Raw genomic sequence first — 26,256 nt, forward strand, 5'->3', positions numbered from 1 at the left:
TGTCTCACCAAAGATTCTAAGGATTGAACCATGCTCCAACTAATCCTCGGCGGCGCCCGCTCCGGCAAAAGCCGCCTGGCCGAAAAACTGGCGACTGACAGTCAACTGTCGGTCACCTACATCGCCACCAGCCAGCCTCTGGATGGTGAAATGAACGCACGGGTCGCCCATCACCGCGCCCGTCGCCCGGCCGAATGGGCACTCATTGAAGAACCGCTGCAACTGGCCCGCGTCCTGCGTGAAAACGCCCACGCCGATCATTGCCTGCTGGTGGATTGCCTGACGTTGTGGCTGACCAACCTGCTGATGCTCGACGATGCCCGACGCTTGAACGCGGAACGCGATGCCTTGCTCGATTGCCTGGCATCGCTGCCGGGTGAAATCATTTTTGTCAGCAACGAGACCGGAATGGGTGTCGTGCCGCTGGGCGAATTGACTCGCCGCTATGTCGATGAAGCCGGTTGGCTGCATCAAGCTCTGGCCGAGCGGTGTCAGCGAGTCGTCCTGACCGTTGCCGGCCTGCCCCTGACTCTGAAAGGACCTGCGTTATGACTCCATCCTGGTGGCTGGCCCCGTGCAAACCCATCGATGCCCACGCGCTCGAACAGGCGCAAGCCCGGCAACAGCAACTGACCAAACCGGCCGGTTCCCTGGGGCAACTCGAGACGGTGGCGGTGCAACTGGCCGGGCTGCAAGGGCGGATCAAGCCAAGCCTGGATCATCTGTGGATCGCAATTTTTGCCGGTGACCATGGCGTGGTCGCCGAAGGGGTGTCGGCGTTTCCCCAAGAAGTCACCGGCCAAATGTTGCACAACTTTGTCAACGGCGGTGCCGCGATCAGCGTGTTGGCGCGGCAGTTGGGCGCCTCCCTGGAAGTGGTCGATCTCGGCACCGTAACACCGTCATTGAACCTGCCGGGCGTGCGTCATCTGAACATCGGCCCGGGCACGGCGAACTTCGTTCAGGGCCCGGCGATGACTCAGGCGCAAGGCGAACTCGCTTTGCAGGCGGGTCGTGACAGTGTGTTGCGGGCGATCGTTTCCGGCGCGCAGTTGTTTATCGGTGGCGAGATGGGCATCGGCAACACCACCGCCGCCAGCGCGTTGGCGTGTGCCTTGCTGGATTGCCCGGTGATGCACATGACCGGGCCGGGCACCGGGTTGAATGCAGCAGGTGTCAGCCACAAGATTCAGGTAATCGAAAAGGCGCTGGCCGTGCACGCCGATCAGCGTGGCGATGCCTTGCGTACACTGTTCAACCTTGGCGGTTTTGAAATTGCGGCGCTGGTGGGTGCTTATCTCGCGTGCGCGCAGGAAGGTGTCGCGGTGCTGGTGGACGGTTTCATTTGCAGCGTCGCGGCTTTGGTTGCGGTGCGCTTGAACGCCGATTGCCGTCAGTGGCTGTTGTTCGGCCATCGCGGTGCCGAGCCGGGCCATCGCCACGTACTGGAAACCCTCAACGCCGAACCGTTGCTCGACCTCGGGCTGCGTTTAGGCGAGGGCAGCGGTGCCGCGTTGGCTTTGCCGTTGCTGCGTCTGGCGTGTGATCTGCATGGCCAGATGGCGACCTTTGCCGAAGCGGCGGTAGCGGATCGTCCGGTATGACATTGCGCCTGGATCTGTTGCGTCACGGTGAAACCGAACTGGGCGGTGGCTTGCGCGGCAGTCTCGACGATGCGCTGACCGAGAAAGGCTGGGCGCAGATGCGTGCGGCAGTGATTGAGCAGGGACCTTGGGACCGTCTGATCAGTTCGCCGTTGCAGCGTTGTGCGCGGTTCGCCGAAGAACTCGGTGGGCAATTGGGTTTGCCGGTGGCGCTGGAAAAAGATCTGCAAGAACTGCACTTCGGCGCATGGGAAGGGCAGAGCGCTGCCCAATTAATGGAAACCGATGAACAAGCCTTGGGTTTGTTCTGGGCCGACCCCTATTCATTTACCCCGCCTGACGGTGAGCCGGTGACCGATTTTTCCGCTCGGGTGCTTGGCGCAGTGGCGAGGTTGCAGTCGGCGTACACAGGCGAGCGAGTGTTGTTGATCAGCCATGGTGGCGTCATGCGTTTGTTGCTGGCGCAGGCCCGAGGATTGCCCCGTGAGCAACTGCTGAACGTCGAAGTCGGCCATGGCGCGCTGTTCTCGCTGTCGGTCGACACTGACGGATTATTAAGGGAAGTGAGCTGAACATGTTGCCGTTCTGGATCGCCCTGCAGTTCTTGAGCAGCCTGCCGGTTCGTCTGCCGGGCATGCCGGCACCCCAGGAGCTGGGGCGCTCGCTGCTGTGCTATCCGCTGGTGGGGTTGTTGTTTGGCATTATCTTGTGGGGGTTGAACTGGCTGTTGCTGGGGACGCCTCTGTTGCTGCATGCCGCACTGTTATTGACGGGTTGGGTCTTGCTCAGCGGTGCACTGCACCTGGATGGGCTGGCCGATAGCGCCGATGCGTGGCTGGGTGGTTTTGGTGATCGCGAGCGGACGCTGACGATCATGAAGGATCCACGCAGCGGACCGATCGCGGTCGTCACGCTGGTGCTGGTGTTGCTGCTGAAATTCGTCGCTCTTGTTGCACTGATCGAACAGCAACAGGCACTGATGCTGATCATCGTTCCCTTGATCGGCCGCAGTGCGTTGCTGGGGTTGTTCCTGACCACGCCGTATGTGCGCGCCGGTGGTTTGGGGCAGGCGCTGGCTGATCACCTTCCGCGTTCAGCGGGCAAGCAGGTGTTGGCGATCAGTGCCGTGGTGTGTGTTTTGATTGCAGGTGTCGGTGGTGTTGTGGCGCTGGTGGTGGCGGTTGCCGGGTTTGTCTGGCTGCGGCAGGTGATGCTGCGGCGTCTTGGCGGGACGACCGGCGACACGGCCGGGGCGTTGCTCGAATTGCTGGAAGTTGCGATGCTTGTGGGCTTGGCACTGGTTTGATTGTTTTTGCGCTGGCGGTTCCGGCGTTATCGCGAGCAGGCCCCGAAGCTCAGGAAACTTGATTTAACACACTCGCGGGTATATACACGCACCATGCTCGATTCCCAATGTTTATGCATCAACCTGCGTCGCGCCGCCCGTGGCGTCAGCAGGCATTACGACGGCGCTCTCGATGGCTTCGGGATCAACGTTGCGCAGTATTCTTTGCTGTGCAATCTGCAGCGGCTGGATCAACCCAGCATTTCCACCCTCGCCGAGGCGATGGGGCTGGACCGAAGCACACTGGGGCGCAATCTGCGCGTGCTGGAAGGCGAAGGGCTGGTGATGCTGGTTGAGGGCGAGGACATGCGCAACCGCATCGTCAGGCTGACCGAAGCCGGTGCCGAGCGTCTGAAGGCTGCCCTGCCGGCCTGGGAAGCGGCGCAACAGCGATTGGTTGATCGCCTGGGCGCTGAAAAGCGTGAAACGTTATTGAAGTTGCTGGACGAACTGGCTTGATGCCGGTTTGTTCGATCTTAAGCGGGTATATACCCGCGACCGGAGAACAAGAATGACATCGATGTGGCGTACATGCGGTTGGGTTCTGCTGGGGAGTGCGCTGATCCTTGCGTTGTCTCTGGGGGTACGACATGGCTTTGGGCTGTTCCTGGCGCCGATGAGTGCTGAGTTCGGCTGGGGGCGTGAGGTGTTCGCCTTTGCCATCGCCTTGCAAAACCTGATCTGGGGGCTGGCACAGCCGTTCACCGGCGCGTTGGCCGACCGCTTCGGCGCAGCCAAAGTGGTGCTGATCGGTGGCGTCCTGTACGCCGTGGGCCTGGTGTTCATGGGCTTGTCGGACTCGGCGATGACGTTGTCATTGAGTGCCGGCCTGTTGATCGGCATCGGCCTGTCGGGGACGTCTTTTTCGGTGATTCTGGGCGTGGTTGGTCGGGCTGTCCCGGCGGAGAAACGCAGCATGGGCATGGGCATCGCCAGTGCTGCCGGTTCGTTCGGCCAGTTCGCCATGCTGCCGGGTACGCTTGGGTTGATTGGCTGGCTCGGCTGGTCTGCGGCGCTATTGGCGTTGGGGCTGTTGGTGGCGCTGATCGTGCCGCTGGTGAGCATGCTCAAAGACAAGCCGTTGCCGGTGCTCGGCCACGAACAAACCCTCTCTGAGGCACTGCGCGAGGCTTGCTCTCACTCGGGATTCTGGCTGCTGGCCTTCGGTTTTTTTGTTTGCGGTTTTCAAGTGGTGTTCATCGGCGTGCATTTGCCGGCCTACCTGGTCGATCAGCATTTGCCTGCCACCGTCGGTACAACGGTGCTGGCGCTGATTGGCTTGTTCAACATCTTCGGCACCTACACCGCCGGCTGGCTCGGCGGGCGCATGTCCAAGCCGCGCTTGCTCACCGGTCTGTACCTGTTGCGGGCGGTGGTGATCGGGCTGTTCCTGTGGGCACCGGTGACAACGACCACGGCGTACCTGTTCGGCATGGCGATGGGCTTCCTGTGGTTGTCGACGGTGCCGTTGACCAACGGTACGGTTGCGACCTTGTTCGGTGTTAGAAACCTGTCCATGCTCGGTGGGATTGTTTTCCTGTTCCACCAGCTCGGCTCGTTCCTTGGCGGCTGGTTGGGCGGGGTGGTGTATGACCGGACCGGGAGCTATGACTTGATTTGGCAGGTAGCGATTCTCTTGAGCCTCTTGGCTGCTGCGTTGAACTGGCCGGTGCGTGAGCGTCCGGTCGCGCGCCTGCAAACGCAGATGAGCGCGACATGAGCAGCCTCTGGCCGCGCATCGCCGTTCTTGCCGTCTGCGCGGTGTTGCTCGCGGCGGCCTGGTGGGGCTGGCATCAGGGTGGACTGGCGTTGATGCAGTTGGGCATGGGGGCTTGTTAGCAGGAAGCTTGCTAGCGGGACGCCAGGGCGAGTAACTTCGATCTCACACGTTCACTCAAGGAAGCACCGATATGCTGATGCGCTGGCTGGCAGTTCCCGCGTTACTGGTAGCGTTTACCGGATTGGCTCAAGCGGCAGAGTGCCCGGCGCTGTTGCAGGGTTCACTGCCCAAGCTGCGCGCCAATGAATCCATCGACCTGTGCCAGCGCTTCGCCGGCAAGCCGCTGGTGGTGGTCAATACCGCGAGCTTCTGTGGCTTCGCGCCGCAGTTCAAAAGCCTTGAGGCGCTCAATCAGCGGTACAAGGGGCAGGGGCTGGAAGTGATCGGCGTGCCGTCCAATGACTTCAAGCAGGAGTCCAAGGACGGTGCCGAGACCGCCAAGGTCTGCTACGTGAACTACGGCGTGACGTTCACCATGACCGAGCCGCAGAAAGTCCGCGGTGACGATGCCACAAACCTGTTCAAGGTGCTCGCCAAGCAGTCGAAAAACGCCCCGAAGTGGAATTTCTACAAATACGTGGTCGATCGTCAGGGCAAGGTAATCGCCAGCTTCTCCAGCCTGACCAAACCTGATGATCCCGAATTCATCGCGGCAGTGGAAAAGGCCCTGGCTTCACCACCATTGGCCTCCGCGCCCTGATCGACGCCCAATAAAAAGCCCCGCCTCTGTGCAAGAGAGCGGGGCTTTTTTGATACAGCCGGCGAGTGGTTCAGGCTCGCCGTGAATCATCAGAAGCGGTAGGTGGCACCGATACCGAAACCGTTCGCCCAGTTTTCATACTTGGCGCTGTAGTTCTGGCGGCCATTGTTGTTGTTGACTTTGACCGACTCTTCACGCAGGTACGAGTACGCCACGTCGATGGTCAGGTCGTCGGTCGGACTCCAGCCGGCGCCCAGGCTGAAAATCGTGCGATCGCCAGTCGGGATGCGTGGGGAGCGGTTTTCATTGTTGGTTGGCGACTGGTCAACAGACAGACCGGTACGCAGTACCCACTGCTTGTTCAGCTGGTACGAAGCACCGATGGCGTGAGCCCAGGTGTCATGCCAGTCCTGCTCTTCAGTGATGGTGCCGAACGCTGGGTTCAAAGGAGCGGGCACACCACTATTCTCGACGGAGATTTCTTTCAGGCGGCTCCAGCGAGTCCAGGTGCTGCCTGCGTAGAGGGTCCACTGGTCGTCCAGTTGATGAGTGACCGAAAAGTCCACGGACTCAGGGGTAGTAATGTCCAGCGAAGCATCAAACTTCTGTTGACCCAGTGGGCCGAGCGGGCTGTAGCTAAGCTTGGTATCACCGTCGAGCTTGTACTTCACTTTCGAGTGGTAGGTCAGGCCCACGCGAGTGGAGTCGGTGGCCTGAACCAGAATACCGATGTTGTAGCCAAGCGCAGTGTCGTCACCCTTGATTTTGACTTCGCCGTCCGGTGCAGCCGGGTTCGGGCTCAGCGACAGGTTCGATTCCAGCTTGCCGTCGATACGGTTGATGGTCGGGCCGAAACCGATCGACACCTTGTCGTTGAAGGCGTAGCTGACGGTTGGCTGGAGCGTAATGATTTGGACTTCGCTCTTGCTGCCGAAGTAACGGCCGGCAAAGCCGTTTTCATAATCGGTTACGAGGCCGAATGGTGCATAAACGCCGAAACCGAATGCCCATTGGTCATCGATTGGTTTTACGTAATAGCCCATCGGCACGCCCATGAAGGGGACCATGTCACCCTTGTTGGTGCCACCATTGCGGGCGCTGGCATCGCTGATGTCGGTGTGAGCGTCAATAAATGCCACACCGCCGGTGACTTGTTCGCGTTTAATGCGAGACATGCCGGCAGGGTTCCCAACAACGGTGGATGCGTCGTCGGCAGAAGAAGATCGCCCGGCAAAACCAGTACCCATCCCGCTGATGCTTTGTTCGTTCAGGGCAAAGCCACTTGCAAAGATCTGGGTGGATGCCATGGCAACGGCGAGGCTAATGGTGGTTTTGAGCATTACTTTTTTCATTATTAGAACTCCTGGTGATCACCGGGGCGAAAATTACCAACATTTTCGTCCCAGCGCTATAGGCTGTATCGCTTGATTTAGAGCGGTTTTGTAGGACAATCCGACCAGATTCGCAGCGTGTTGTGCGATCTTTGGATCCAGATTTGATCAGCAGGCAACCTGATTCAGCGGTGAAACACAAGTTTGCCAAGCGAAGGTGAAGTCTCTCAGGCGTCCTTGGGGCTGGAAGGTCTGGCGCCAGATTCGGGCCATTCCCAGCAGGTCGTCTGCTTCGGGGAGCGGGGTGTTCTGTTCTTCGACCAGCAGCCAGGCGATGGCTGTGGCGTAACGCAGATTAACGGTCAGTTCTACGTGCGGGCCACTGAGAAAAGCATGCTGGCTGGCGAGGCCGCGGACCAGGCTTGCGCGTTCGGGATCGAGCGCCAGATAGTGGTCCCAAAGTGCCTGGTGGCGGGGCTCGGCGATCCGGTACAGGCCGTGTCCACGGCGGTCATGCAGGGCGGAACCAAGGGCTGACTGGCTGGCGGCGATGCCCAGCAGCAGGGATTCGGCAGTTGCGCTATGGCGTCCAAGGTAGATCAGCGTCGGACGGATCACATAACGACACAGTTCGCTGGCAGCGATACCCATAAAACCCTCGAATCCATGAAATGGTCGGCGATGCCTGATGGGGGCCTTGGCAGCGATGGATCGACTCAGGCTCGCCGGAAGCGGATCAAGCCGCTTGAGTTGAAGTGTAGTGTCATATTCACTGCGTAAAGGCCTGTTTTTAAAATATTTTCGGCTTCCAGTTATAACCGTTATATCGGTTGGTACTTAACCGGTGTGAAGGCAATTTGAAATCCCAGGCAACAAAAAGCCCCGCTATTGAGCGGGGCTTTTGGTGTTTCAGCCTTTCTGGCGTCTCAGGCAACCAGTGCCTGACGGGTACGTTCGATCACGGCCTGCAGCGGTTCAGCGCTGGAGTACTGATCGGGGTACAGGCGTTCGCTGTGTCGTGCGATGCCGTGCTCGTTGACCAGGGTGAAGCTGAAGCAGCCTTTGCGAGCAGCCATGATCAGGCAGTTCATTGGTGCAAAAGCGTTGGTTAGGGTGCGGATGGCATCCTGTGCATGGATTTGAGTAGACATAGTCATGGTGTTCCTACAAGCGACACGGATAAGAGCCGTGCAAAATTAAAACGTTCCAGTGACGACGACCACCGTTGGTCGAGCGAAGAACCTGACTGGAACAAAGCAGCCAGTTTGAAGCGCTGATAAATTGGCGCGCTTGGGCTGGCAGGTAGGTACTTAGGAGGGCAGGCAACACATCAAGGGCAAAGGTTCTGGGCCCGGGGTGAAGATCCTGATCAATTTGCAGGCTGGTTCGGTCAGAGTAAGTGAGCCTGGCAACACCCTTTGCTTTCGATTCAAAGGCTGTGTTGACGCAAGATTTACCTGGAAACCATCGAGGTGGTCGATCCCGCTTTTATCGGCAGAGGCTTCCGTTGGGAAGGCTATCCGGGGGGATTTGTTCGACCAGAATTGACTTTCAGCTTGGTACTAACGCCGCGGATACTAACGGATTGAATTGGCAAAGGGAAGTGTGCTAGCGAAAATAATGTTCAAAGGCGTCTTGTGCGCCTGCAAAAGGCCGTTCCCAGTGCGTCGTGCGCCACGCAAGTGCTCCAAAACGATCCGGATTCCGACCGGTGGTCATGACCATCCAGCGGGTAAAAACCGGGCTGGACCGCGGGTTTGGCACGGTTTATCCCCAGGTTGGATGACAAAATGCGCCGAAAAAGCGCATCGATATAACCATCCGCGAGCTACTTGTGCACATTAGTTGCCCAAGCTGTCACACCACTGTCATGGAGTCTTCAAGCGCAGTGGGTGCCTGTAACCAAAATTTAAGTCAATGAAAAACATCGCTTTTTTTTACTGGTGAAAAAATCGTCAGTTTGACTGGAGGCCCCATTCCACAGGGCTTTGCGGCCCTTCAGGGACGGTTGTCCACTGAGTTATCCACAGCTTCTGTGGATTGTCCCGAGCGCTTGCTCTAGGACGGGCGTGCCGGGAATTTTTCGGCTTTACCTGTAAGAAAAAAAGAGTAGAGTGGCGCGCCTTCCGATCTGCCCACAGTGCTTTATGAAGTTTCGTACACCATCCGATTCCTCTTCCTCCAAAACATCCCCGGTTGCCGCGCCCAAGCGTTTTAAGATGCGGGTGGCAGAGTGGTTGTTGGACAGCCCGCGTCTGGGGGAAAACCCGAACGTCAAACACATCGCCGGCCGCTTGCTCAAGCAACCCGCCCGTGAAGGTGTGGTGGCAGCGCAAAGCCGCCTAGGCCAATTGATGTGCCGTGAGTGCGGGAATGCGCGAGACCGCCGGATCGGCCAGGATCTGCTACGTCAGGCCGCACGGGCAGGTGATCTGCGCGCGCAACAGGAACTGGGCCTGATCGAAGACTGAGCTGTCCAAGACCTGACGCCTTGGTTAACCTTCAAACTTTAATTCGAAGGCAGGAATGGCTATGGCTATGGACTTGACCAGCGTTTTGCTTGGTCTGGCAGGCGCGGCATTGCCGTTGCTGGTATTGGCCTGGCAACTTCAGCGTCGGGCGAGCAACTCGCAAGCAGACGTCGCGTTACTGGAAGAGCGCCTGGCCATGGCCCAACTGGCGCAGGACGGCTTGAATGCGCAACTTGAAACCTGTCGCGATGAAGTGGCTGATCTGGGACAGGCAAACGCCGCCAGGCAGGCAGAATTGGCCGCTGTGCGCCGTGAAGTCGAGTTGTTGCAGATCGAACGCGATGACGCCCGGGATGCTTCCCACGCCTGGAACATCGAGCGCTCCGGCAAAGAAGCCGAATTGCGACGCCTGGACGCCCAGGCAGCTTCGCTCAAGGCTGAACTGCGCGAGCAGCAGGAAAGCCATCAACAACGTCTCAATGACCTGCAAGGCTCGCGAGATGAGTTGCGTGCGCAATTCGCAGAGCTGGCGGGGAAAATCTTCGATGAGCGTGAGCAGCGTTTTGCCGAGACCAGCCAGCAGCGTCTGGGGCAATTGCTCGATCCGCTGAAGGAACGCATTCAATCGTTCGAAAAACGCGTCGAGGAAAGTTATCAGGCCGAAGCCCGTGAGCGTTTCTCCCTGGCCAAGGAACTGGAACGCCTGCAACAGCTGAATCTGCGCCTGAGCGACGAAGCCACCAACCTGACCCGTGCCTTGAAAGGGCAGAAAACCCAAGGCAACTGGGGTGAGTTGATTCTGGAGCGGGTGCTTGAGCATGCCGGGCTGGAGAAGGGCCGCGAGTATCAGACCCAAGTCAATCTCAAGGGGCCGGACGGCGAGCGATTCCAACCCGACGTGATCATTTATTTACCCGGCGACAAGCAGGTGGTGGTCGACTCCAAAGTCAGTCTCACGGCTTACCAGCAATACGTGGCGGCCGAAGACGAAGGCATCAGGCAGATCGCCATCAAGCAACATGTGCTGTCACTGCGTAATCACGTCAAAGGCCTGTCCGGCAAGGACTACAAACGGCTCGACGGTTTGCACAGCCTGGATTTCGTGTTGCTGTTCGTGCCGATCGAAGCGGCATTTTCCGCCGCATTGCAGGCTGAGCCGACGCTGTTTCAGGAGGCGTTCGATCGCAATATCGTGATCGTCAGCCCGACCACATTGCTCGCCACGCTGCGGGTGATTGACAGCCTGTGGAAACAGGAACGGCAAAGCCAGAACGCTCGGGAAATCGCCGAGCGGGCCGGGTGGCTGTACGACAAGTTTGTGCTGTTCATTCAGGATCTGGACGAGGTCGGCAATCGCTTGCAGCAACTGGACAAGGCCTACAGCTCAGCACGCAACAAGCTGACAGAAGGGCGTGGCAATCTGGTCAGCCGCAGTGAACAACTCAAGTTGCTGGGCGCCCGGGCCAGCAAGAGCCTGCCGGCAGATTTGCTGGAACGGGCGATGACCGATGTGGATGGGCTGGTCGAGTTGCCGGAGTAAGGATCAAAAGATCGCAGCCTGCGGCAACTCCTACAAAAACCGGGTAATCCCGTAGGAGCTGCCGAAGGCTGCGATCTCTGCGCCGATACCTCCAGCTCAAGGACTTCCACTACAACGGCAAATGCCGACTCAACAACGCCCGCAACGCCGCCGGCTTAACCGGTTTGGCCAGGTAATCCAATCCCGCTGCATGCACCTGGGCCATCGTTTCCGGTCGCCCATCGGCACTGATCACCACCCCCGGCACGGGCTCACCCAGGCGAGTGCGCAACCAGGCCATCAATTCGGTTCCGGTTTCGCCGTCGTCCAGGTGGTAATCCACCAACGCCAATTGCGGTCGCACCCCCTCGTTGAGCAGGGTCATGCACTCTTCGCGATTGCGTGCGGTCCACACCTGGCAGCCCCAACGCGTCAGCAAACTGTTCATGCCGATGAGAATGCTGTCTTCGTTGTCGACGCACAGCACCTGGGCGCCGCTGAGCAACTTGCCATTAAGTTCGGCAACCTTGGCAGGCTGCGCCGTTTGCGCCCGGGCCAGCGGTACTCTGACGCTGAACACGCTGCCGCGCCCGGGCCACGAACGTACCATCAAGGTATGTCCCAGCACCCGGCATAGACCATCGGCAATCGCCAATCCCAGCCCAAGGCCTTTTTCCGCACGGGTCTGATGGCTGTCGAGACGTTTGAATTCTTCGAAAATTACCTGCTGCTTGTCCGCCGGAATCCCCGGTCCGCGGTCCCAGACTTCTAGGCATAGCTTGCCTTTGCGTCGACGAACGCCGAGCAACACCGGTCCTTTGCCGTAGCGAAAGGCGTTGGTGAGGAAGTTCTGCAGGATGCGGCGCAGCAGTTTGATGTCACTGTCGATGCGCAGCTTGCTGCCCCGGACACGGAATTGCAGCCCTTGCTCGCGGGCCAGTGCCTTGAATTCGGCGCCGAGGGTGTCGAACAACTCACTGAGGGCGAATGGCTTGGGATCGGGATTGATCTTGCCGTTTTCCAGGCGGGAAATGTCCAGCAGATCACTGATCAGATCTTCGGCAGAACGCAGCGAGCTATCAAGGTGCTGGATCAGTTTTTGCGCCTCGCCGGACAAGCCGTCGTCCTGATGAGTCAAGGCCGCGGAGAACAGTCGCGCGGCGTTCAGCGGTTGCATCAGGTCATGGCTGACCGCTGCGAGGAATCTGGTTTTCGACTGGTTGGCTGCTTCGGCGGTGCCCTTGGCTTCCGTCAGGGCGACGTTGAGTTGCGACAGTTCATGGGTGCGTTCCGTCACTCGCTGTTCGAGGCTCTCGTTGGCTTCGGTCAATGCCTGCTCGGCTTCGCGGAACGGGGTAATGTCGGTGAAGCTCATGACAAAACCGCCGCCGGGCATCGGGTTGCCGATCAGTTCGATCACCCGCCCGTTAGGGAACAGCCGCTCTGACGTATGCGCCCGGCCCTGACGCATCCAGTGCAGCCGCCGGGCGACGTGCACTTCGGCTTCGCCGGGGCCGCACAACCCGCGCTCGGCGTTGTAGCGGATGATGTCGGCGATCGGTCTGCCAACGCTGATCAAGCCGTCGGGATAGTTGAAAAGCTCCAGATAGCGCCGGTTCCAGGCCACGAGTTTCAGTGACTGGTCGACCACGCTGATGCCTTGGGTAATGTTTTCGATTGCCCCTTGCAGCAGCGCACGGTTGAACTGCAGGACTTCCGAAGCTTCGTCGGCGATGCGCACGACGTCTTCCAGCTGCATCTCCCGACCTTCGATGGCCGCTTTCACCACCGCGCGCGTCGACGAGGCACCCAGTACACCGGCGAGCAGGCGTTCGGTGTGGGCGATCCATTCGCCGTCGGCGTTCTGGTTCGGGTTGAAGCCTTTGCCCTGGCGGTAGGCAAAGCGGATGAAGCTCTGGCGGGCGCGTTCCTCGCCGACAAAGCGGGCGGCCAATTGCAGCAAATCGTCGATCTGTACCGCTAGCATTGAGCGCGCACTGGGGCGGGCGCTGATTTCCTGGCCGATGAAACGGCCGGCCTGCCAGTGCTCCGAAACCCGAGTACGCGACAGCACCGAGACCCAGGCAAATAGCGTGAAGTTGCCCGCCAGGGACAACACCACACCTTGGGTCAGCGGGGTGATCGGCAGGTTCAGCGGATTACTGTGCAGCCACGCCAGGCCCGGGAAACTGTTCAGGGACATGCCGAGACTGTGGGCCGCGATTGGCAGAATCAGCGTGTAGAACCATAGAAATGTCCCGGCAGCGAGACCGGCGAACACCCCACGGCGGTTGGCCTGTTTCCAGTACAGCGCGCCGAGCATCGCCGGTGCCAGTTGCGTGACGGCGGCGAAAGCGATCTGGCCGATGGTTGCCAGGCTGGCGGTCGAGCCCAACAAGCGATAGCTGACGTAGGCCAGCAGCAGAATGACCACGATGCTCACGCGACGGACCGAGAGCATCCACTGGCGGAACACTTCGAACGGGCGCTCGGCGTTGTTGCGACGTAGCAGCCACGGCAGCAGCATGTCGTTGGAGACCATGGTCGACAGCGCCACACTGGCCACAATCACCATGCCGGTGGCCGCCGAGGCGCCACCGATGAACGCCAACAGTGCCAGGGCAGGGTGGGCCTGGGCCAGCGGCAGGCTGATGACGAAGGAGTCCGGCAGCACCGAACTCGGTAGCAACATTTGACCGGCCAATGCGATCGGCACGACAAACAATGCGGCCAGGGCGAGGTAGGCTGGAAACACCCATTTGGCCAGGCGCAAATCCTGCGGGTCGATGTTTTCCACGACGGTCACATGAAATTGGCGCGGCAGGCAGATGATCGCCATCATCGCCACGCCGGTCTGCACCACCATCGACGGCCAGTTGATGGTTTCTTTCCAGTATTCTTCGAGGCGCGGCGCGAGCATGGCCTGATCGAAGAGGTCATCGAAACCGTCGTACAGGCCGAAGGTCACGTAGGCGCCAACCGCCAGAAACGCGAACAGTTTCACCAGCGATTCAAAGGCAATCGCCAGCACCATGCCGCGGTGGTGTTCTGTGGCGTCGAGGTTGCGCGTACCGAAGACAATGGTGAACAACGCCAGCACCAGCGAAACGACCAGCGCGGTGTCTTGGGCGCGAACGCCCATGGCATCGGCGCCGGCACCGATCAGCAGGTTCACACCGAGCACGATGCCCTTGAGCTGCAATGCGATGTAGGGCAGTACGCCGACCAGGCAGATCAGCGCCACCACCACCGCCAGCGACTGGGATTTGCCATAGCGCGCGGCAATGAAGTCGGCAATCGAAGTGATGTTCTCCTGCTTGCTGATCATCACCATTTTTTGCAGGACCCACGGCGCCCCGATCAGCAGCAGGATCGGCCCAAGGTAGATCGGCAGGAATGACCACAGCTGTTCGGCCGCCTGGCCCACGGCGCCAAAGAACGTCCAACTGGTGCAATAGACCGCCAGCGACAGGCTGTACACCCAGGCACGCACTCGCGGCGGCAACGGCGCGCTGCGACGGTCACCGTAAAAGGCGATGGCGAACATGACGGCCATATAGGCCAGGGCGACGGCGGCGATCAGCCCGCTGGACAGCGACATGGGAACTCCAGGCAACCAAAGACACCCGGGCCTCCCGCCCGGACAGACAGTCTCGCACGATGGCAGGGGTTAGTCAGTGTCGACCAAGGTCGTGGCGTGGCGGGGTGTCGCAGGGGGAGGGGCTGACGGATTGGGCCTCACTGATTCAAAGCAATTTCGATCATCCGATGCAGCTCTTCAATCTCCAGCGGCGCCTCGGAAAACAGAATGCGAAACACGATGGGCGCCGCGACCATATTGATCAAGCGATCGACACCCGGGTTCGGTTGATCCGGGTAGCGATCGAGGATCACCTGCAATTGCCCGCCAATGATCGTCGCGCAATAGCTCGGCTTGGGGCTCGACTGCACGTCGCGCAACATGTTGCGGCCGGGGGCAGAACTCATCTCGTCCAGATATTGTTCGGCCCAGGCACGCACATCGCCTGGCAGGCTGCCGGTGTTGACCGACTCTGTTTCCGGCTGCATGCGGGCGAGGGCGACGTCCGCCAGCAACACCGACAAGTCTCCCCAGCGTCGATAAATGGTCGAGGGCGTGACCCCGGCGCGCGCAGCAATTTGCGGCACGGTGATGCTGGCGCGGTCCTGTTCTTCGAGGAGTGCGCGCACGGCGGTGTGAATCGATTCTTGCACCCGGGCGCTGCGGCCTCCGGGGCGTAAAGTGGGAGCGGTCATTGCTTGTTTCCTGTCTCGGGCCGGAGTCTTTTCGCCAGAGCTTCGGTTCTGAAAAACACTGCATCGGACCTTAACACAAAGAATTTGCTTTAAGCGCAATCCGGTAGCACACTCCGCAAAAGCAAAAAATTAGCTTTTGCGGAGCGTGCGCATGTCCAGTACTCATTCCAACCGATCCAGCCTGTGGTTTCTGGCAATCACTTTGCTCAGTTTCCTGGCGGCGTCTACGGCGCCAACACCGTTGTATCACCTGTATCAGGAGCAACTGCAATTCTCGGCGGCGGTGCTGACCCTGATTTTCGGCGTGTATGCCCTCAGTCTGCTGGCAGCGCTGCTGACGGTCGGTTCGCTCTCGGATCACCTGGGCCGTAAACCGGTGATTTTCGTGGCGGTAATACTCAATGCCGTGGCGATGCTGTTGTTCATCTACGCCGACAGCGTCACTTGGCTGATCAGTGCCCGAGTACTGCAAGGCTTCGCTACCGGCATGGCGACTGCCGTGTTGAGCGCAACGCTGCTGGACACCGACCGCCAGCAGGGACCTCTGATCAACAGTGTGGCCCCGTTGATCGGCATGGCGTTGGGCGGATTGGGATGCGGTCTGCTCGCGCAGTTTGCGCCAGCGCCGCTGCATCTGACGTATTGGCTGCTGCTGGCATTATTTGTGATGCAGGCGGTGTGCGTCTGGCACTTGCCGGAAAGCGTCTCGCGCCAACCCGGAGCATGGGCTTCCTTGAGGCCGACATTGCATGTGCCGGTGCAGGCCCGGTTGACGTTGTGGCGGGTGTTGCCGCTCAACACCGCGACATGGGCGCTCGGTGGTTTTTACGCTTCCCTGGCACCGTCGTTGGTGCGCACGGCAACTGGCTCGACCTCCAACTTGATTGGCGGCGCGACCGTTGCCGCACTGACCCTGACGGGCGCGTTGATGATCTACACCCTGCGCAATCGAGCGGCCGCCCGATCGTTGCAGTTGGGGGCTAGCCTGCTGCCGATCGGCCTGATCCTGATTTTGCTGGGTGTGCACAGCGCCAGTCTGGCGTTGTTTTTCCTTGGCACCCTCGTCGCCGGGTGTGGCTTTGGCGCCGGCTTTCTTGGTGCAGTGCGCAGCCTGGTGCCACTGGCTTTGCCTCATGAACGGGCCGGGCTGATGTCGGCGTATTACGTGCTCAGTTACCTGGCGTTCTGCCTGCCGTCGCTGCTGGCCGGTAATCTCACCCACACCTTTGGGCTGGTCACTACCACCGATGGTTATGGTGCTGTGCTGATCATCTTATCCCTCAGCGCCTTGTTCGCGTTGATGCGCCGACGCTCTGGCAGCGTCTGCAGCGCTACCGGGCAGCCATAAAAAACAGCACCTGAGTGGCGTCGTTTTGGTTGTCAGAGATCAGATTGCAGGGCTGGGTTGACACTACCGATTAACATCTACAAAACAGATAATATATAGAGATATTACCCGTTATATCGATATTCGATTCGGATCTATGATGGGCTCCACCTCACCAGAGGACAGGAGTTCATCATGACTTGCACCCCCATCGCCAAACCCGGTTTCAAACCGTTCAGCCATTTGCAGCACCCCATGGAAGTCATTCGCCAGTTCACCCCAAACTGGTTCGCCGCCACCATGGGCACCGGCGTCTTGGCGTTGGCACTGGCACAGTTGCCCGGCGCCAATCCCGTTCTGCACACTGTCGCCCAAGGCCTTTGGCTGTTCAATATTGCGCTGTTTCTGATGTTCACGGCCCTGTACGCCGCGCGCTGGACATTGTTTTACGACGAAGCTCGGCGAATTTTTGGCCATTCTACGGTCTCGATGTTTTTCGGCACGATCCCGATGGGGTTGGCGACCATCATCAACGGCTTTCTGCTGTTCGGCTTGCCCCGCTGGGGCGAAGGCGTGATCGCGCTGGCGCACGGCTTGTGGTGGCTGGACGTGGCGATGTCGCTGGCGTGTGGCGTGCTGATTCCCTACCTGATGTTTACCCGACAGGAACACAGCATCGACCAAATGACGGCTGTCTGGTTGCTGCCAGTGGTGGCCGCAGAAGTAGCAGCCGCCAGCGGTGGCTTGCTGGCGCCGCACCTGGTCGACGCCCATTCGCAACTGGTGGTGCTGGTGACCAGCTACGTGCTGTGGGCATTTTCACTGCCGGTGGCGTTCAGCATTCTGACGATTTTGCTGTTGCGCATGGCCCTGCACAAATTGCCCCACGAAAACATGGCGGCTTCCAGTTGGCTGGCATTGGGGCCGATCGGGACCGGCGCGCTGGGCATGTTGCTGCTGGGCGCCGATGCGCCGGCAATCTTTGCCGCCAACGGTATGGCGGGTGTCGGTGAGATTGCCGCCGGGTTGGGTCTGGTCGCGGGCATCACGCTGTGGGGGTTTGGCTTGTGGTGGATGCTGATGGCGGTGCTGATCACCCTTCGATATCTACGCGCCGGCATTCCTTTCAATCTTGGCTGGTGGGGCTTCACCTTTCCGTTGGGCGTCTATTCTCTGGCAACGCTGAAGCTGGCCAGCACTCTGCACCTGACGTTTTTCAATGTGTTTGGCTGTGCGCTGGTGGCGATGCTGGCGGTGATGTGGCTGATCGTAGGCAAGCGCACTGTCCAGGGCGCCTGGCGGGGTGAGTTGTTTGTCTCGCCCTGCATTGCAGGATTAAAGAAATAACCTGCAAAGTTTAGGTAATGTGTGGCCTGGATCGACGTTCGACATTCCAATCAGAGAACCCGGCCACTCTTTACCCAACATCAGGGACACATGGAAGATGAGTCACCCCTCACAGTTCACCTTGCTGCGCACACGGCGCTTCCTGCCGTTCTTCGTGACCCAGTCCCTCGGGGCGTTCAACGACAACATCTTCAAGCAGTCGTTGATCCTCGCCATCCTGTACAAGCTCACCATCGACGGTGACCGTTCGATCTGGGTCAATTTGTGTGCGCTGCTGTTCATCCTGCCGTTTTTCCTGTTCTCGGCGCTGGCCGGGCAATTCGGGGAGAAATTCGCCAAGGACGCGTTGATCCGCCTGATCAAGCTTGGTGAAATCGCCATCATGGCGGTCGGTGCGGTCGGCTTCATGTTCGATCACCTGTCGCTGATGCTGGTGGCGCTGTTCGCCATGGGCACGCACTCGGCGCTGTTCGGGCCGGTGAAGTATTCGATCCTGCCGCAAGCGCTGCATGAAGATGAACTGGTGGGAGGCAACGGTCTGGTGGAGATGGGCACTTTCCTGGCGATTCTCGCGGGGACCATCGGCGCCGGGATCATGATGTCTTCCAGTCACTACGCTCCGGTGGTGTCTACTGCGATTATCGGCATCGCCGTGCTCGGCTACCTGGCCAGCCGCAGTATTCCGCGGGCCGCAGCGGCAACCCCGGAAATGCGCCTGAACTGGAACATCTTCAGCCAGTCCTGGGCCACGTTGAAGCTGGGGCTGGGGCAAACCCCGGCGGTGTCGCGTTCCATTGTCGGCAACTCGTGGTTCTGGTTTGTCGGGGCGATTTATCTGACGCAAATCCCGGCCTACGCCAAGGAGTGGATGCACGGCGACGAAACTGTGGTCACGCTGATTCTCACAGTGTTTTCGGTCGGTATCGCCGTGGGCTCGATGCTCTGCGAGAGACTTTCGGGGCGCAAAGTCGAAATCGGCCTGGTGCCGTTCGGTTCGTTCGGCCTGACCGTGTTCGGTTTGCTGCTGTGGTGGCATTCCGGCGGAATCCCGGACAGTGTTGCGGGCCATGGCTGGCTCGAAATTCTCGGCTTTGGCCATACCTGGCTGGTGTTGCTCGACATCCTCGGCCTCGGCATTTTCGGTGGTTTCTACATCGTGCCGCTGTACGCGCTGATCCAGTCACGCACCGCCGAGAACGAACGGGCGCGAGTGATTGCCGCCAACAACATTCTCAACGCATTGTTCATGGTGATCTCAGCGATCGTTTCGATCATCCTGCTGAGCCTGGCCAAACTGTCGATCCCGCAATTGTTCCTCGTGGTGTCGCTGCTCAACATTGGCGTGAATGCCTACATCTTCAAGATTGTCCCCGAGTTCACCATGCGTTTCATGATCTGGCTGCTCAGCCATTCCATGTACCGTGTCGAACACCGCAATCTGGAATTGATTCCCGATGAAGGCGCCGCGTTGCTGGTGTGCAACCACGTGTCGTTCGTCGATGCCTTGCTGATTGGCGGTGCGGTGCGTCGGCCGATTCGCTTTGTCATGTACTACAAAATCTACAACCTGCCGGTGCTGAATTTTATCTTTCGCACCGCAGGCACGATTCCGATTGCCGGACGCCAGGAAGATATCCAGATTTACGAACAGGCCTTCACGCGCATCGCCCGTTATCTGAAGGACGGCGAGTTGGTGTGCATCTTCCCCGAGGGCAAATTGACTGCCGATGGCGAAATCAACGAGTTTAAGGGCGGGCTCACGCGGATTCTCGAAGAAACGCCGGTGCCGGTGATCCCTTTGGCCTTGCAGGGGTTGTGGGGGAGCTTCTTCAGCCGCGATCCGGGCAAGGGATTGTTTCGCCGGTTGTGGTCGCGGGTGACGTTGGTGGCGGGACCGGCTGTTGAAGCGGCTGAGCCTGCGGAGTTGCAGCGGGTGGTGGGAGAATTGCGGGGCGCTGTTAGATAGTTGGTGTCTGTGCCGGCCCTATCGCGGGCGAGCCCGCTCCCACAGTGATCTAGGTCGTTCACAGTATCGGTACACGATACAGAACCTGTGGGAGCGGGCTTGCCCGCGATGGGGCCAGTCGCTTAAGCGCTGACTTTGAGCCCAACCAACCCGGCAATAATCAACGCCACACTGGCCAGTCGAAACAATGCCATCGACTCACCAAACAGAATGATCCCGGCAATCACGGTGCCGACAGCACCCACACCGGTCCAGATCGCATAGGCCGTGCCCAGCGGCAACTCCTTCATGGCAAGGCCCAGCAAACCAAGGCTGATCGCCATGGCCGCGACGGTGAGGGCAGTGGGGAACGGGCGGCTGAACCCGTCGGTGTATTTCAGGCCGACGGCCCAGCCGACCTCGAACAGGCCGGCGAAAAACAGAATGATCCAGGACAAGAGAGACCTCCATCGTGTGACGGGGTCGTCCCCAGATTAATGACTCGATCGAGCCGCGAGGTCGTCCCCGCGTTGCGCAATATAGTGCCCAGCATTAATCCGGGGATCAAGTTTTCGGATCAGTCCGTGGTTTGTTGTGCAGCGACTTCGCGATCTTGTTTCTCACTCATACGACGGAAATACGTCGAGAGCAGCGCTCCGGAAATATTGTGCCAGACGCTGAACAACGCGCTCGGCACCGCCGCCAGCGGCGAGAAGTGCGCACTGGCCAGGGCGGCGCCCAAACCGGAGTTTTGCATGCCGACTTCCAGGGCCAGGGATTTTCGCTGAGCCAATGGCAGCTTGAATACGCGACCGGTGAAGTAACCCAGCAGGTAACCGAAACTGTTGTGCAGCATGACCACGGCCATGATCAGCAAGCCCGATTCGGCGATTTTCGCCTGGCTGGCGGCGACGACGGCCGTGACGATAATCACGATGCTCACCACCGAGACCAGTGGCAGCACGTCCACGGCATGACGCACCTTGTCGCCGAGCAGGCGCTGGGAAACCACGCCCAACACGATCGGCAGCAGCACCACTTGCAGGATCGACCAGAACAACTCCATGAACGACACCGGCAACCACGCCGAAGCCAGCAGCCAGATAAGCGCCGGGGTCAGCAGCGGGGCGAGGAGGGTGGTGACGGCCGCGATGGCCACCGAGAGTGCCAGATCGCCACGGGCCAGCCAGGTCATCACGTTCGACGACGTGCCGCTCGGGCAGCAGCCCACCAGAATCACACCGACGGCGATTTCCGGCGGCAAATGGAATGCCTGGCACAGCAACCACGCCACCCCAGGCATGATCACGAAATGCGCAACCACGCCCAATGCCACGCGCCACGGGTGGCGGGCGACTTCGGCGAAGTCTTCGAGTTTGAGCGTAAGGCCCATGCCGAACATCACCAGCCCCAGCAACGGCACGATGGCGCCCTTGAGGCCGATGAACCATGCCGGTTGCAGGAACGCCACGACCGCGAAAATCAGTACCCAGTAAGCGAAGGTGTTGCCGACAAAACGACTTAATGCAGCCAGTGCGCGCATGGCTTGATCCTTATTATGTGAAAGCGTTAGGGAGCTAAGCATACGCTGCTGGCAAAAAAAGATCGCAGCCTACGGCAGTTCCTACAGGAAAACGCATCCGATGTAGGAGTTGCCGCAGGCTGCGATCTTTTAAAGGCGTCGACTATCCGGGAAAAGAAATCAGATCCCCTGCGGAGTCTCTTCGCCACCCAGCGCTTCAACCAGCGCCGGCAGGAAATCGCCGAAGGTCAGCATCATCAGGGTGAAGCTGGCATCCAGTTGGCCGAGGGCTTCGTCGCCGCCGTCCTGTTCGGCCTGGTCTTGCAGCAGGTCTTCAAACTTCAGGCGCTTGACCACCATTTTGTCGTCGAGCACGAAGGACAGCTTGTCCTGCCAGGCCAGCGACAATTGAGTGACCACTTTGCCGGTGCTCAGGTGCAGTTGGATCTCTTCGCTGGTCAGGTCCTGGCGCTTGCAACGCACAATGCCGCCGTCTTCGTGGGTATCGCGCAGTTCGCACTCGTCCAGTACGAAGAAATCGTCGGCAGCTTTTTGCGTAGTGACCCATTCGGTCATGGTCGCCGTCGGGGACATCTTCACGGTCAGCGGGCGCACCGGCAGAGTGCCGATCACTTCGCGCAGGGTCGACAGCAAGTCTTCGGCGCGTTTCGGGCTGGCCGAGTTGACCAGGATCAGGCCTTGTTTCGGTGCGATGGCGGCGAATGTCGACGAGCGACGAATAAAAGCACGCGGCAGGAACGCCTGGATGATTTCATCCTTGATCTGGTCGCGTTCCTTCTTATAGACCTTGCGCATTTGCTCGGCTTCGATCTCTTCGACCTTTTCCTTCACCGCGTCACGCACGACGCTGCCTGGCAGGATGCGTTCTTCCTTGCGCGCGCTGATCAGCAGGAAATCACCGCTGACATGTACCAGCGGCGCATCTTCGCCCTTGCCGAACGGTGCGACGAAACCGTAGGTGGTCAACTCCTGGCTTGCACATGGGCGCGCCAGTTTGGTGGCCAGTGCAGTTTCCAACGCCTCGGCATCAACAGGCAGATCTTGGGTCAGGCGATAGATAAGCAGGTTTTTGAACCACATGGGGTGAGTCTCTCCTTTATACAAAGGGGGGCATTATTGACTTCGCCGTGCCATAGGCCAACCTTTCTCTAAGCCTTTGGAAGGCCTCGGAAAATTATTTTAAAAAGTGCTTGCCAGAGGTAGGGGTGCTCCGTAGAATGCGCGCCACACCGAAGCGAAGGGTGATTAGCTCAGCTGGGAGAGCGTCTGCCTTACAAGCAGAATGTCGGCGGTTCGATCCCGTCATCACCCACCATTCGTTTTCAGTGTTACGCGCAGCGGTAGTTCAGTCGGTTAGAATACCGGCCTGTCACGCCGGGGGTCGCGGGTTCGAGTCCCGTCCGCTGCGCCATATTCGGTAACCTGGAACACTGAACGCCAGGTCACCACGGAAAAACCCGCTAAGGCGGGTTTTTTTATGAAAGAAGTTCCTGCAGGTTGCATCGTTTCACCGGTTTTTAGATTTATTTGAAAAAACTTCAATTAAATCAACACTTTATAAAAACCTGTGGCATAATGTGCCCCGCAACGAAGGTAAAGGGTGATTAGCTCAGCTGGGAGAGCGTCTGCCTTACAAGCAGAATGTCGGCGGTTCGATCCCGTCATCACCCACCACTTTCAACGCTACGCGCAGCGGTAGTTCAGTCGGTTAGAATACCGGCCTGTCACGCCGGGGGTCGCGGGTTCGAGTCCCGTCCGCTGCGCCATATTCGGTAACCTGGAACGCTGAACGCCAGGTCACCACACAGAAAGCCCGCTTAATGCGGGCTTTTTGCTGTCTGGCGTTTTGCTCAGAGTCACCTCGAACATACGTTGTCGCAGCAGGCGAAGCCGGCTGCTACGTTCCTGTATTACGTGCATGGCGGTAGTCGCTGATCGCCTCGTAAACGGCTTTGCGCAAGCGATTGATACCGCCGATCGGCCGATGCGCCTCCAGACCAAACCACGGGTTGAACGACAGGTTGTCGCATTGCAGATTCTGCGCCGGCGTATCGAAATCCTGCGGCGGCAAGGTCATCCGCGCCACCGTCTCGAAGGGTGAGTCCTGTTCGCGCCATTCGATACTGGTGTCCTCGATCGGCATGTACTTGTTCGCATCCTGGCGCTGGATCTGCAGGGCAAAACACGCCGGCACCCGGTCCGTGGACAATTGCTGACTCAACGCATTGCGCAGAAAGTTCGGCAGATCCCGATTTTGCTTGGGCAAAGCGTAGGCCGGGCAATTATCCGGATCCGGCATCACCCGAAACTTCGCGTTAGCCTCGCCGAATTTGTACGGCGACACAGAGAAGTAAGTGGTTTGCGTCGGGCTCTCTGGCGGCGGGGACAGCGTCGCCAGCGCAATAAACAGATGGCGGATCTGCCAGGTTCGCGGGTCCCAGTCCGGAAAGAACGCCATGATTTTTTGGCCATTGGCCTGCGCGGCGACATTCTGCCGATACTCGGCAACATCGCTGACAAAGAAATTCGGGTGGCTGAACATCACAAAATCCTGTTCGTGTTGCCCCTGACGGTCTGCAAGCAACGGCGCCCCCGCCACATCGAGCAATTTGATCGCCATGCCTCGGGCGTCGCGCATGCTGTCGAATTGGGGATAGGCATTACCGTTGGACAGACGCACCGTGGCCTGCCAAACCTTGCCCGGTTCACTGAACACACCCTGGCGCAGTTCCTGCGCCAATTGCGGCAGCACCTGTACTTGGGCTTTTACGCAGCCGTGGGCCTTGGCGTGGGCATCGCGCAGGTAACGGGTGCTTTCACGGTGTTGATCGACAATGCGCACAGCTGTCTGGATCACGTCCTGGGTCATGGCTGATTCGCCATCGGGAATCTGTTCCAGCGCAGACACCGGTCCGCGATGCTGCCAGGCGAACCATGCGGCAGCCAATGCCCAGATGAGCAGGCCCGCACCGAGCACAATCAGCAGGGTTTTACCGAGCAGCCGACCCAGTCGCAACCACAGTCGGGCGGCCAAGGGCAGATCCTTTTTGAAGGTGGTCATGATCATGGCAGTTGCGCCTCCAGCGGGCCGCCCAATACTTTCAAATACTCCAACAGCGCCCAGCGTTCTTCGGGCAGCAAGAGCCGGCCGATAACGCCTCTGCCACGCTCTCCGGCGCGGAATTCATGGCCACTGTTGTGGTTGCCGGTGATGCGGGTATCGAACAGGAATCCGTTGGTGAACGCTTCGGTGCGATAGCCCAAATGCCGTGGGTCGTACTCGAAAGTGCCTTTATAGAAGGTGGTGGCGCGTTCATCTTGAGGCGACAACAACTGATATAGGCTTGGTACCGAGCCGTTGTGCAGAAAGGGCGCTGTGGCCCACACCCCGGCGAGTGGCCGGGCCTTGTAGGCAACTTTCTCGCGCACGCCGATGGGCAGGCCGAAACCATCGAGCCGAGGCTTTTCCTGCGGGGTGACATTGGCCTCACGATAGGCGCGCTGTTCGACGAAAGCCGTTACATAGGCCAGGCCTTTGGCCACTGACAGCTGACTGAGGTCCAGCGGTTCAGTGGGCGTGGGGTGCAACTTCACGTCCATTTGATCGAGCTCCGCTAGATTCCATTGCAGCGCGGTCAGGTCAAACCGGTGATTGGCGATGTTGTTGGCTGCGCCCGGATCGGTGCCGATGTCACTCACGGGCAGCATGTGCAGGTGTTGCACCCAGCGCTCACCTTCCTGAGTCTTGCGCGGGACGTGGCAGCCAGCGCAGTTTTCGGCAAACAGCGTGCGGCCCTTGGCTGCCAGTGTTTTATCGACAACGCCCAACAACGCTTCCGGCCAGGCGGGAGGTTTCAGGCGCTGCAGGGTTTCTTCGATCGCATGCAGATCGCGCACGCGAACGCTGGAGGCATAGCGCGCGTCGCCTTGCAGCGGCTGGCCGTTGGCATCGAAGAAGTTCAAGGTGGCGCCAACGCCCAATGCTTCGCCGATATTGCGCGCCATCGGCTGTTGCGCGGAGCCGTTCCATTGCACCCAGTCGAAGGTCCACATGTCCCAAAGCTGTGGATAATCCACGGGGGCGTTGGCGATGCGATAGTTGACCGGCGAAATGGCGTCGCCGAACGTCGCATTGGCAATTCTTCCAAAGGCATCGGTGCGGCCAGGGCCTTCCTCGGTGGGGTATAGGCCGCGATGGGTATCGTTCCAGGCAACTTTGATGAAAGTGTTCAGTGACTTTTTGAAGTCCGCACGCAGCTGTTTATGCGCCGCATCATAGTTTTCGCCCAGTACCTGACGGGCGAAACGTTCGAACTTCCAAGGGTTGTAGTACGTAGACGTCAGGCTGGCGACCAATGCCTGTCCGAAACTGCCGCCGCGCAGGGTAGGAACGCTGGAAGGCATAACATGCTGCGCCGAGCCGCCATCGATGCGCACCGACTGGCCGTTGAAGCGCAGTTCACCGGTGTGGCAAGCGGCGCAAGTTATGTCCAGATATTGCTCCGGGCTCCCGGGGTTCCGGTGCCGGGCGAAGCCTACGGGCAAGTTGCCGGGATTGTTCGGCGTGGCTTTTTGCTGGGGATCAATCAAAAAACCGAAGCGAGCGAGGTACTCGGGGGAGGCGAAACGCTGTTGCGAGAACGGCAGCTCCAAGGCCTGAAACCACTCGTAGCGCAGGCCTTTGACCTGTGTGCCTTGAGGCGTGAAGTAATAGGTTTGTCGCTCTTCTTCCGTCCACTGGTTCAGGTAATGCACCTGCTGCGCAGGCGTATAGAAGGGGAGTTTCGGGTTGGCGACGTAGTACAGGAGCACGCTCAGGCCAGCCGCCAACAGAACAATGACCACAACCAGCAAGCGGTAGAGTAGGCGCAAGATGAACGTCCTTGTCGATTTATTCCTCCGTTATGCCTGAGTGGCCAATTAGCGGCAAGAGGCCATTACGCCAGATGTCGTGAGGGCAAAACTGCCTCCTTCAGATCAATCTGACAGAAGTTTCATCATCCTCATCTGCAAATGCGTTTAAACACCTGAACTTATCGGAAAACTCTGGCTCTCATGCCGGTAGCCAT

At 59.3% G+C, this 26,256-nt stretch carries 23 protein-coding genes and 4 tRNA genes; 17 read left to right on the forward strand and 10 right to left on the reverse strand.

Going from position 1 to position 26,256, the window contains the following annotated elements:
* Positions 1-30: 30 nt before the first annotated feature.
* The 8 genes from cobU to KVG88_RS11870 all read left to right on the forward strand — a co-directional run bounded on the left by cobU (position 31) and on the right by KVG88_RS11870 (position 5,429).
* The gene (gene cobU, locus KVG88_RS11840; protein ID WP_217871420.1) at positions 31-552 is read left to right on the forward strand and encodes a bifunctional adenosylcobinamide kinase/adenosylcobinamide-phosphate guanylyltransferase; all 522 of its coding nucleotides are present in this window, start codon (positions 31-33) and stop codon (positions 550-552) included.
* Positions 549-1,604, forward strand: coding sequence for a nicotinate-nucleotide--dimethylbenzimidazole phosphoribosyltransferase (gene cobT, locus KVG88_RS11845; RefSeq protein WP_217871421.1), 1,056 nt, complete (start codon positions 549-551; stop codon positions 1,602-1,604). The genes cobU and cobT overlap by 4 nt, the downstream gene beginning before the upstream one ends.
* Positions 1,601-2,176: an alpha-ribazole phosphatase family protein gene (cobC, locus tag KVG88_RS11850; protein ID WP_217871423.1), complete on the forward strand. Its 576-nt coding sequence runs from the start codon at positions 1,601-1,603 to the stop codon at positions 2,174-2,176. Before cobT ends, cobC begins: the two co-directional genes overlap by 4 nt.
* Positions 2,177-2,178: 2 nt before the next feature.
* Entirely contained in the window at positions 2,179-2,910 is a 732-nt protein-coding gene (locus tag KVG88_RS11855; RefSeq protein ID WP_217871424.1) for an adenosylcobinamide-GDP ribazoletransferase, read from the forward strand.
* Positions 2,911-3,003: 93 nt separating this feature from the next.
* The gene (locus KVG88_RS11860) at positions 3,004-3,408 is read left to right on the forward strand and encodes a MarR family winged helix-turn-helix transcriptional regulator (protein WP_034146381.1); all 405 of its coding nucleotides are present in this window, start codon (positions 3,004-3,006) and stop codon (positions 3,406-3,408) included.
* A gap of 52 nt (positions 3,409-3,460) precedes the next feature.
* Complete coding sequence (locus KVG88_RS11865) at positions 3,461-4,669, forward strand: MFS transporter (protein WP_150702792.1); 1,209 nt, start codon at positions 3,461-3,463, stop codon at positions 4,667-4,669.
* Complete coding sequence (locus KVG88_RS31190) at positions 4,666-4,788, forward strand: hypothetical protein (protein ID WP_264084097.1); 123 nt, start codon at positions 4,666-4,668, stop codon at positions 4,786-4,788. The genes KVG88_RS11865 and KVG88_RS31190 overlap by 4 nt, the downstream gene beginning before the upstream one ends.
* 71 nt (positions 4,789-4,859) lie before the next feature.
* A complete protein-coding gene (locus tag KVG88_RS11870) occupies positions 4,860-5,429 on the forward strand; it encodes a glutathione peroxidase (protein WP_150702793.1) in 570 nt (189 codons plus the stop codon).
* 89 nt (positions 5,430-5,518) lie between these two features.
* On the opposite strand, the gene KVG88_RS11875 is transcribed toward KVG88_RS11870, so the two are convergent.
* The 3 genes from KVG88_RS11875 to KVG88_RS11885 all read right to left on the reverse strand — a co-directional run bounded on the left by KVG88_RS11875 (position 5,519) and on the right by KVG88_RS11885 (position 7,911).
* The gene (locus KVG88_RS11875; protein WP_150702794.1) at positions 5,519-6,781 is read right to left on the reverse strand and encodes an OmpP1/FadL family transporter; all 1,263 of its coding nucleotides are present in this window, start codon (positions 6,779-6,781) and stop codon (positions 5,519-5,521) included.
* A 147-nt stretch (positions 6,782-6,928) separates the two neighbouring features.
* The gene (locus KVG88_RS11880) at positions 6,929-7,411 is read right to left on the reverse strand and encodes a hypothetical protein (protein ID WP_150702795.1); all 483 of its coding nucleotides are present in this window, start codon (positions 7,409-7,411) and stop codon (positions 6,929-6,931) included.
* A gap of 275 nt (positions 7,412-7,686) precedes the next feature.
* A complete protein-coding gene (locus KVG88_RS11885; protein ID WP_003204606.1) occupies positions 7,687-7,911 on the reverse strand; it encodes a hypothetical protein in 225 nt (74 codons plus the stop codon).
* A 996-nt stretch (positions 7,912-8,907) separates the two neighbouring features.
* On the opposite strand from KVG88_RS11885, the gene KVG88_RS11890 reads away from it, so the two are divergent.
* Positions 8,908-9,231: an SEL1-like repeat protein gene (locus KVG88_RS11890; RefSeq protein ID WP_150702796.1), complete on the forward strand. Its 324-nt coding sequence runs from the start codon at positions 8,908-8,910 to the stop codon at positions 9,229-9,231.
* Between the two features lie 196 nt (positions 9,232-9,427).
* Complete coding sequence (locus KVG88_RS11895) at positions 9,428-10,771, forward strand: DNA recombination protein RmuC (protein WP_217871827.1); 1,344 nt, start codon at positions 9,428-9,430, stop codon at positions 10,769-10,771.
* A 109-nt stretch (positions 10,772-10,880) separates the two neighbouring features.
* On the opposite strand, the gene KVG88_RS11900 is transcribed toward KVG88_RS11895, so the two are convergent.
* Positions 10,881-14,351, reverse strand: a complete 3,471-nt coding sequence (locus KVG88_RS11900) for a hybrid sensor histidine kinase/response regulator (RefSeq protein WP_217871426.1) — start codon at positions 14,349-14,351, stop codon at positions 10,881-10,883.
* A 137-nt stretch (positions 14,352-14,488) separates the two neighbouring features.
* Positions 14,489-15,025, reverse strand: a complete 537-nt coding sequence (locus KVG88_RS11905) for a TetR/AcrR family transcriptional regulator (protein ID WP_217871428.1) — start codon at positions 15,023-15,025, stop codon at positions 14,489-14,491.
* Between the two features lie 151 nt (positions 15,026-15,176).
* Here KVG88_RS11905 and KVG88_RS11910 point away from each other — a divergent pair, with 151 nt between their 5' ends.
* The 3 genes from KVG88_RS11910 (at position 15,177) to KVG88_RS11920 (ending at position 19,665) form a co-directional block, all read left to right on the forward strand.
* On the forward strand, positions 15,177-16,373 hold the full coding sequence (locus tag KVG88_RS11910; RefSeq protein ID WP_217871429.1) for an MFS transporter: 1,197 nt from the start codon (positions 15,177-15,179) through the stop codon (positions 16,371-16,373).
* 174 nt (positions 16,374-16,547) lie between these two features.
* Entirely contained in the window at positions 16,548-17,699 is a 1,152-nt protein-coding gene (locus tag KVG88_RS11915; RefSeq protein ID WP_217871430.1) for a TDT family transporter, read from the forward strand.
* A 97-nt stretch (positions 17,700-17,796) separates the two neighbouring features.
* The gene (locus KVG88_RS11920) at positions 17,797-19,665 is read left to right on the forward strand and encodes an MFS transporter (RefSeq protein WP_217871431.1); all 1,869 of its coding nucleotides are present in this window, start codon (positions 17,797-17,799) and stop codon (positions 19,663-19,665) included.
* A gap of 122 nt (positions 19,666-19,787) precedes the next feature.
* Here the strand turns inward: KVG88_RS11920 and sugE are convergent, their stop codons facing one another.
* From sugE to rdgC, 3 genes are all read right to left on the reverse strand, one after another.
* Positions 19,788-20,102 carry a quaternary ammonium compound efflux SMR transporter SugE gene (gene sugE, locus KVG88_RS11925; RefSeq protein ID WP_217871432.1) on the reverse strand — a complete coding sequence of 105 codons (315 nt, stop codon included), beginning with the start codon at positions 20,100-20,102 and terminating at the stop codon, positions 19,788-19,790.
* A 119-nt stretch (positions 20,103-20,221) separates the two neighbouring features.
* Positions 20,222-21,187, reverse strand: a complete 966-nt coding sequence (locus KVG88_RS11930) for a bile acid:sodium symporter family protein (protein ID WP_217871433.1) — start codon at positions 21,185-21,187, stop codon at positions 20,222-20,224.
* Positions 21,188-21,346: 159 nt separating this feature from the next.
* Entirely contained in the window at positions 21,347-22,267 is a 921-nt protein-coding gene (rdgC, locus tag KVG88_RS11935; RefSeq protein WP_008060875.1) for a recombination-associated protein RdgC, read from the reverse strand.
* Between the two features lie 159 nt (positions 22,268-22,426).
* On the opposite strand from rdgC, the gene KVG88_RS11940 reads away from it, so the two are divergent.
* From KVG88_RS11940 to KVG88_RS11955, 4 genes are all read left to right on the forward strand, one after another.
* Positions 22,427-22,502: transfer RNA gene (locus tag KVG88_RS11940), tRNA-Val, on the forward strand.
* A gap of 19 nt (positions 22,503-22,521) precedes the next feature.
* Positions 22,522-22,598, forward strand: a tRNA-Asp gene (locus KVG88_RS11945).
* Positions 22,599-22,785: 187 nt separating this feature from the next.
* Positions 22,786-22,861 (forward strand) — tRNA-Val (locus tag KVG88_RS11950).
* A gap of 15 nt (positions 22,862-22,876) precedes the next feature.
* Positions 22,877-22,953: transfer RNA gene (locus tag KVG88_RS11955), tRNA-Asp, on the forward strand.
* Positions 22,954-23,084: 131 nt separating this feature from the next.
* On the opposite strand, the gene KVG88_RS11960 is transcribed toward KVG88_RS11955, so the two are convergent.
* A complete protein-coding gene (locus KVG88_RS11960) occupies positions 23,085-24,254 on the reverse strand; it encodes a catalase family protein (protein WP_217871435.1) in 1,170 nt (389 codons plus the stop codon).
* On the reverse strand, positions 24,251-26,059 hold the full coding sequence (locus KVG88_RS11965; protein WP_217871436.1) for a di-heme-cytochrome C peroxidase: 1,809 nt from the start codon (positions 26,057-26,059) through the stop codon (positions 24,251-24,253). Before KVG88_RS11965 ends, KVG88_RS11960 begins: the two co-directional genes overlap by 4 nt.
* Positions 26,060-26,256: the final 197 nt, after the last annotated feature.

Origin of the sequence: Pseudomonas azerbaijanoccidentalis (assembly GCF_019145495.1) — a bacterium.
Lineage (GTDB): Bacteria > Pseudomonadota > Gammaproteobacteria > Pseudomonadales > Pseudomonadaceae > Aquipseudomonas > Aquipseudomonas azerbaijanoccidentalis.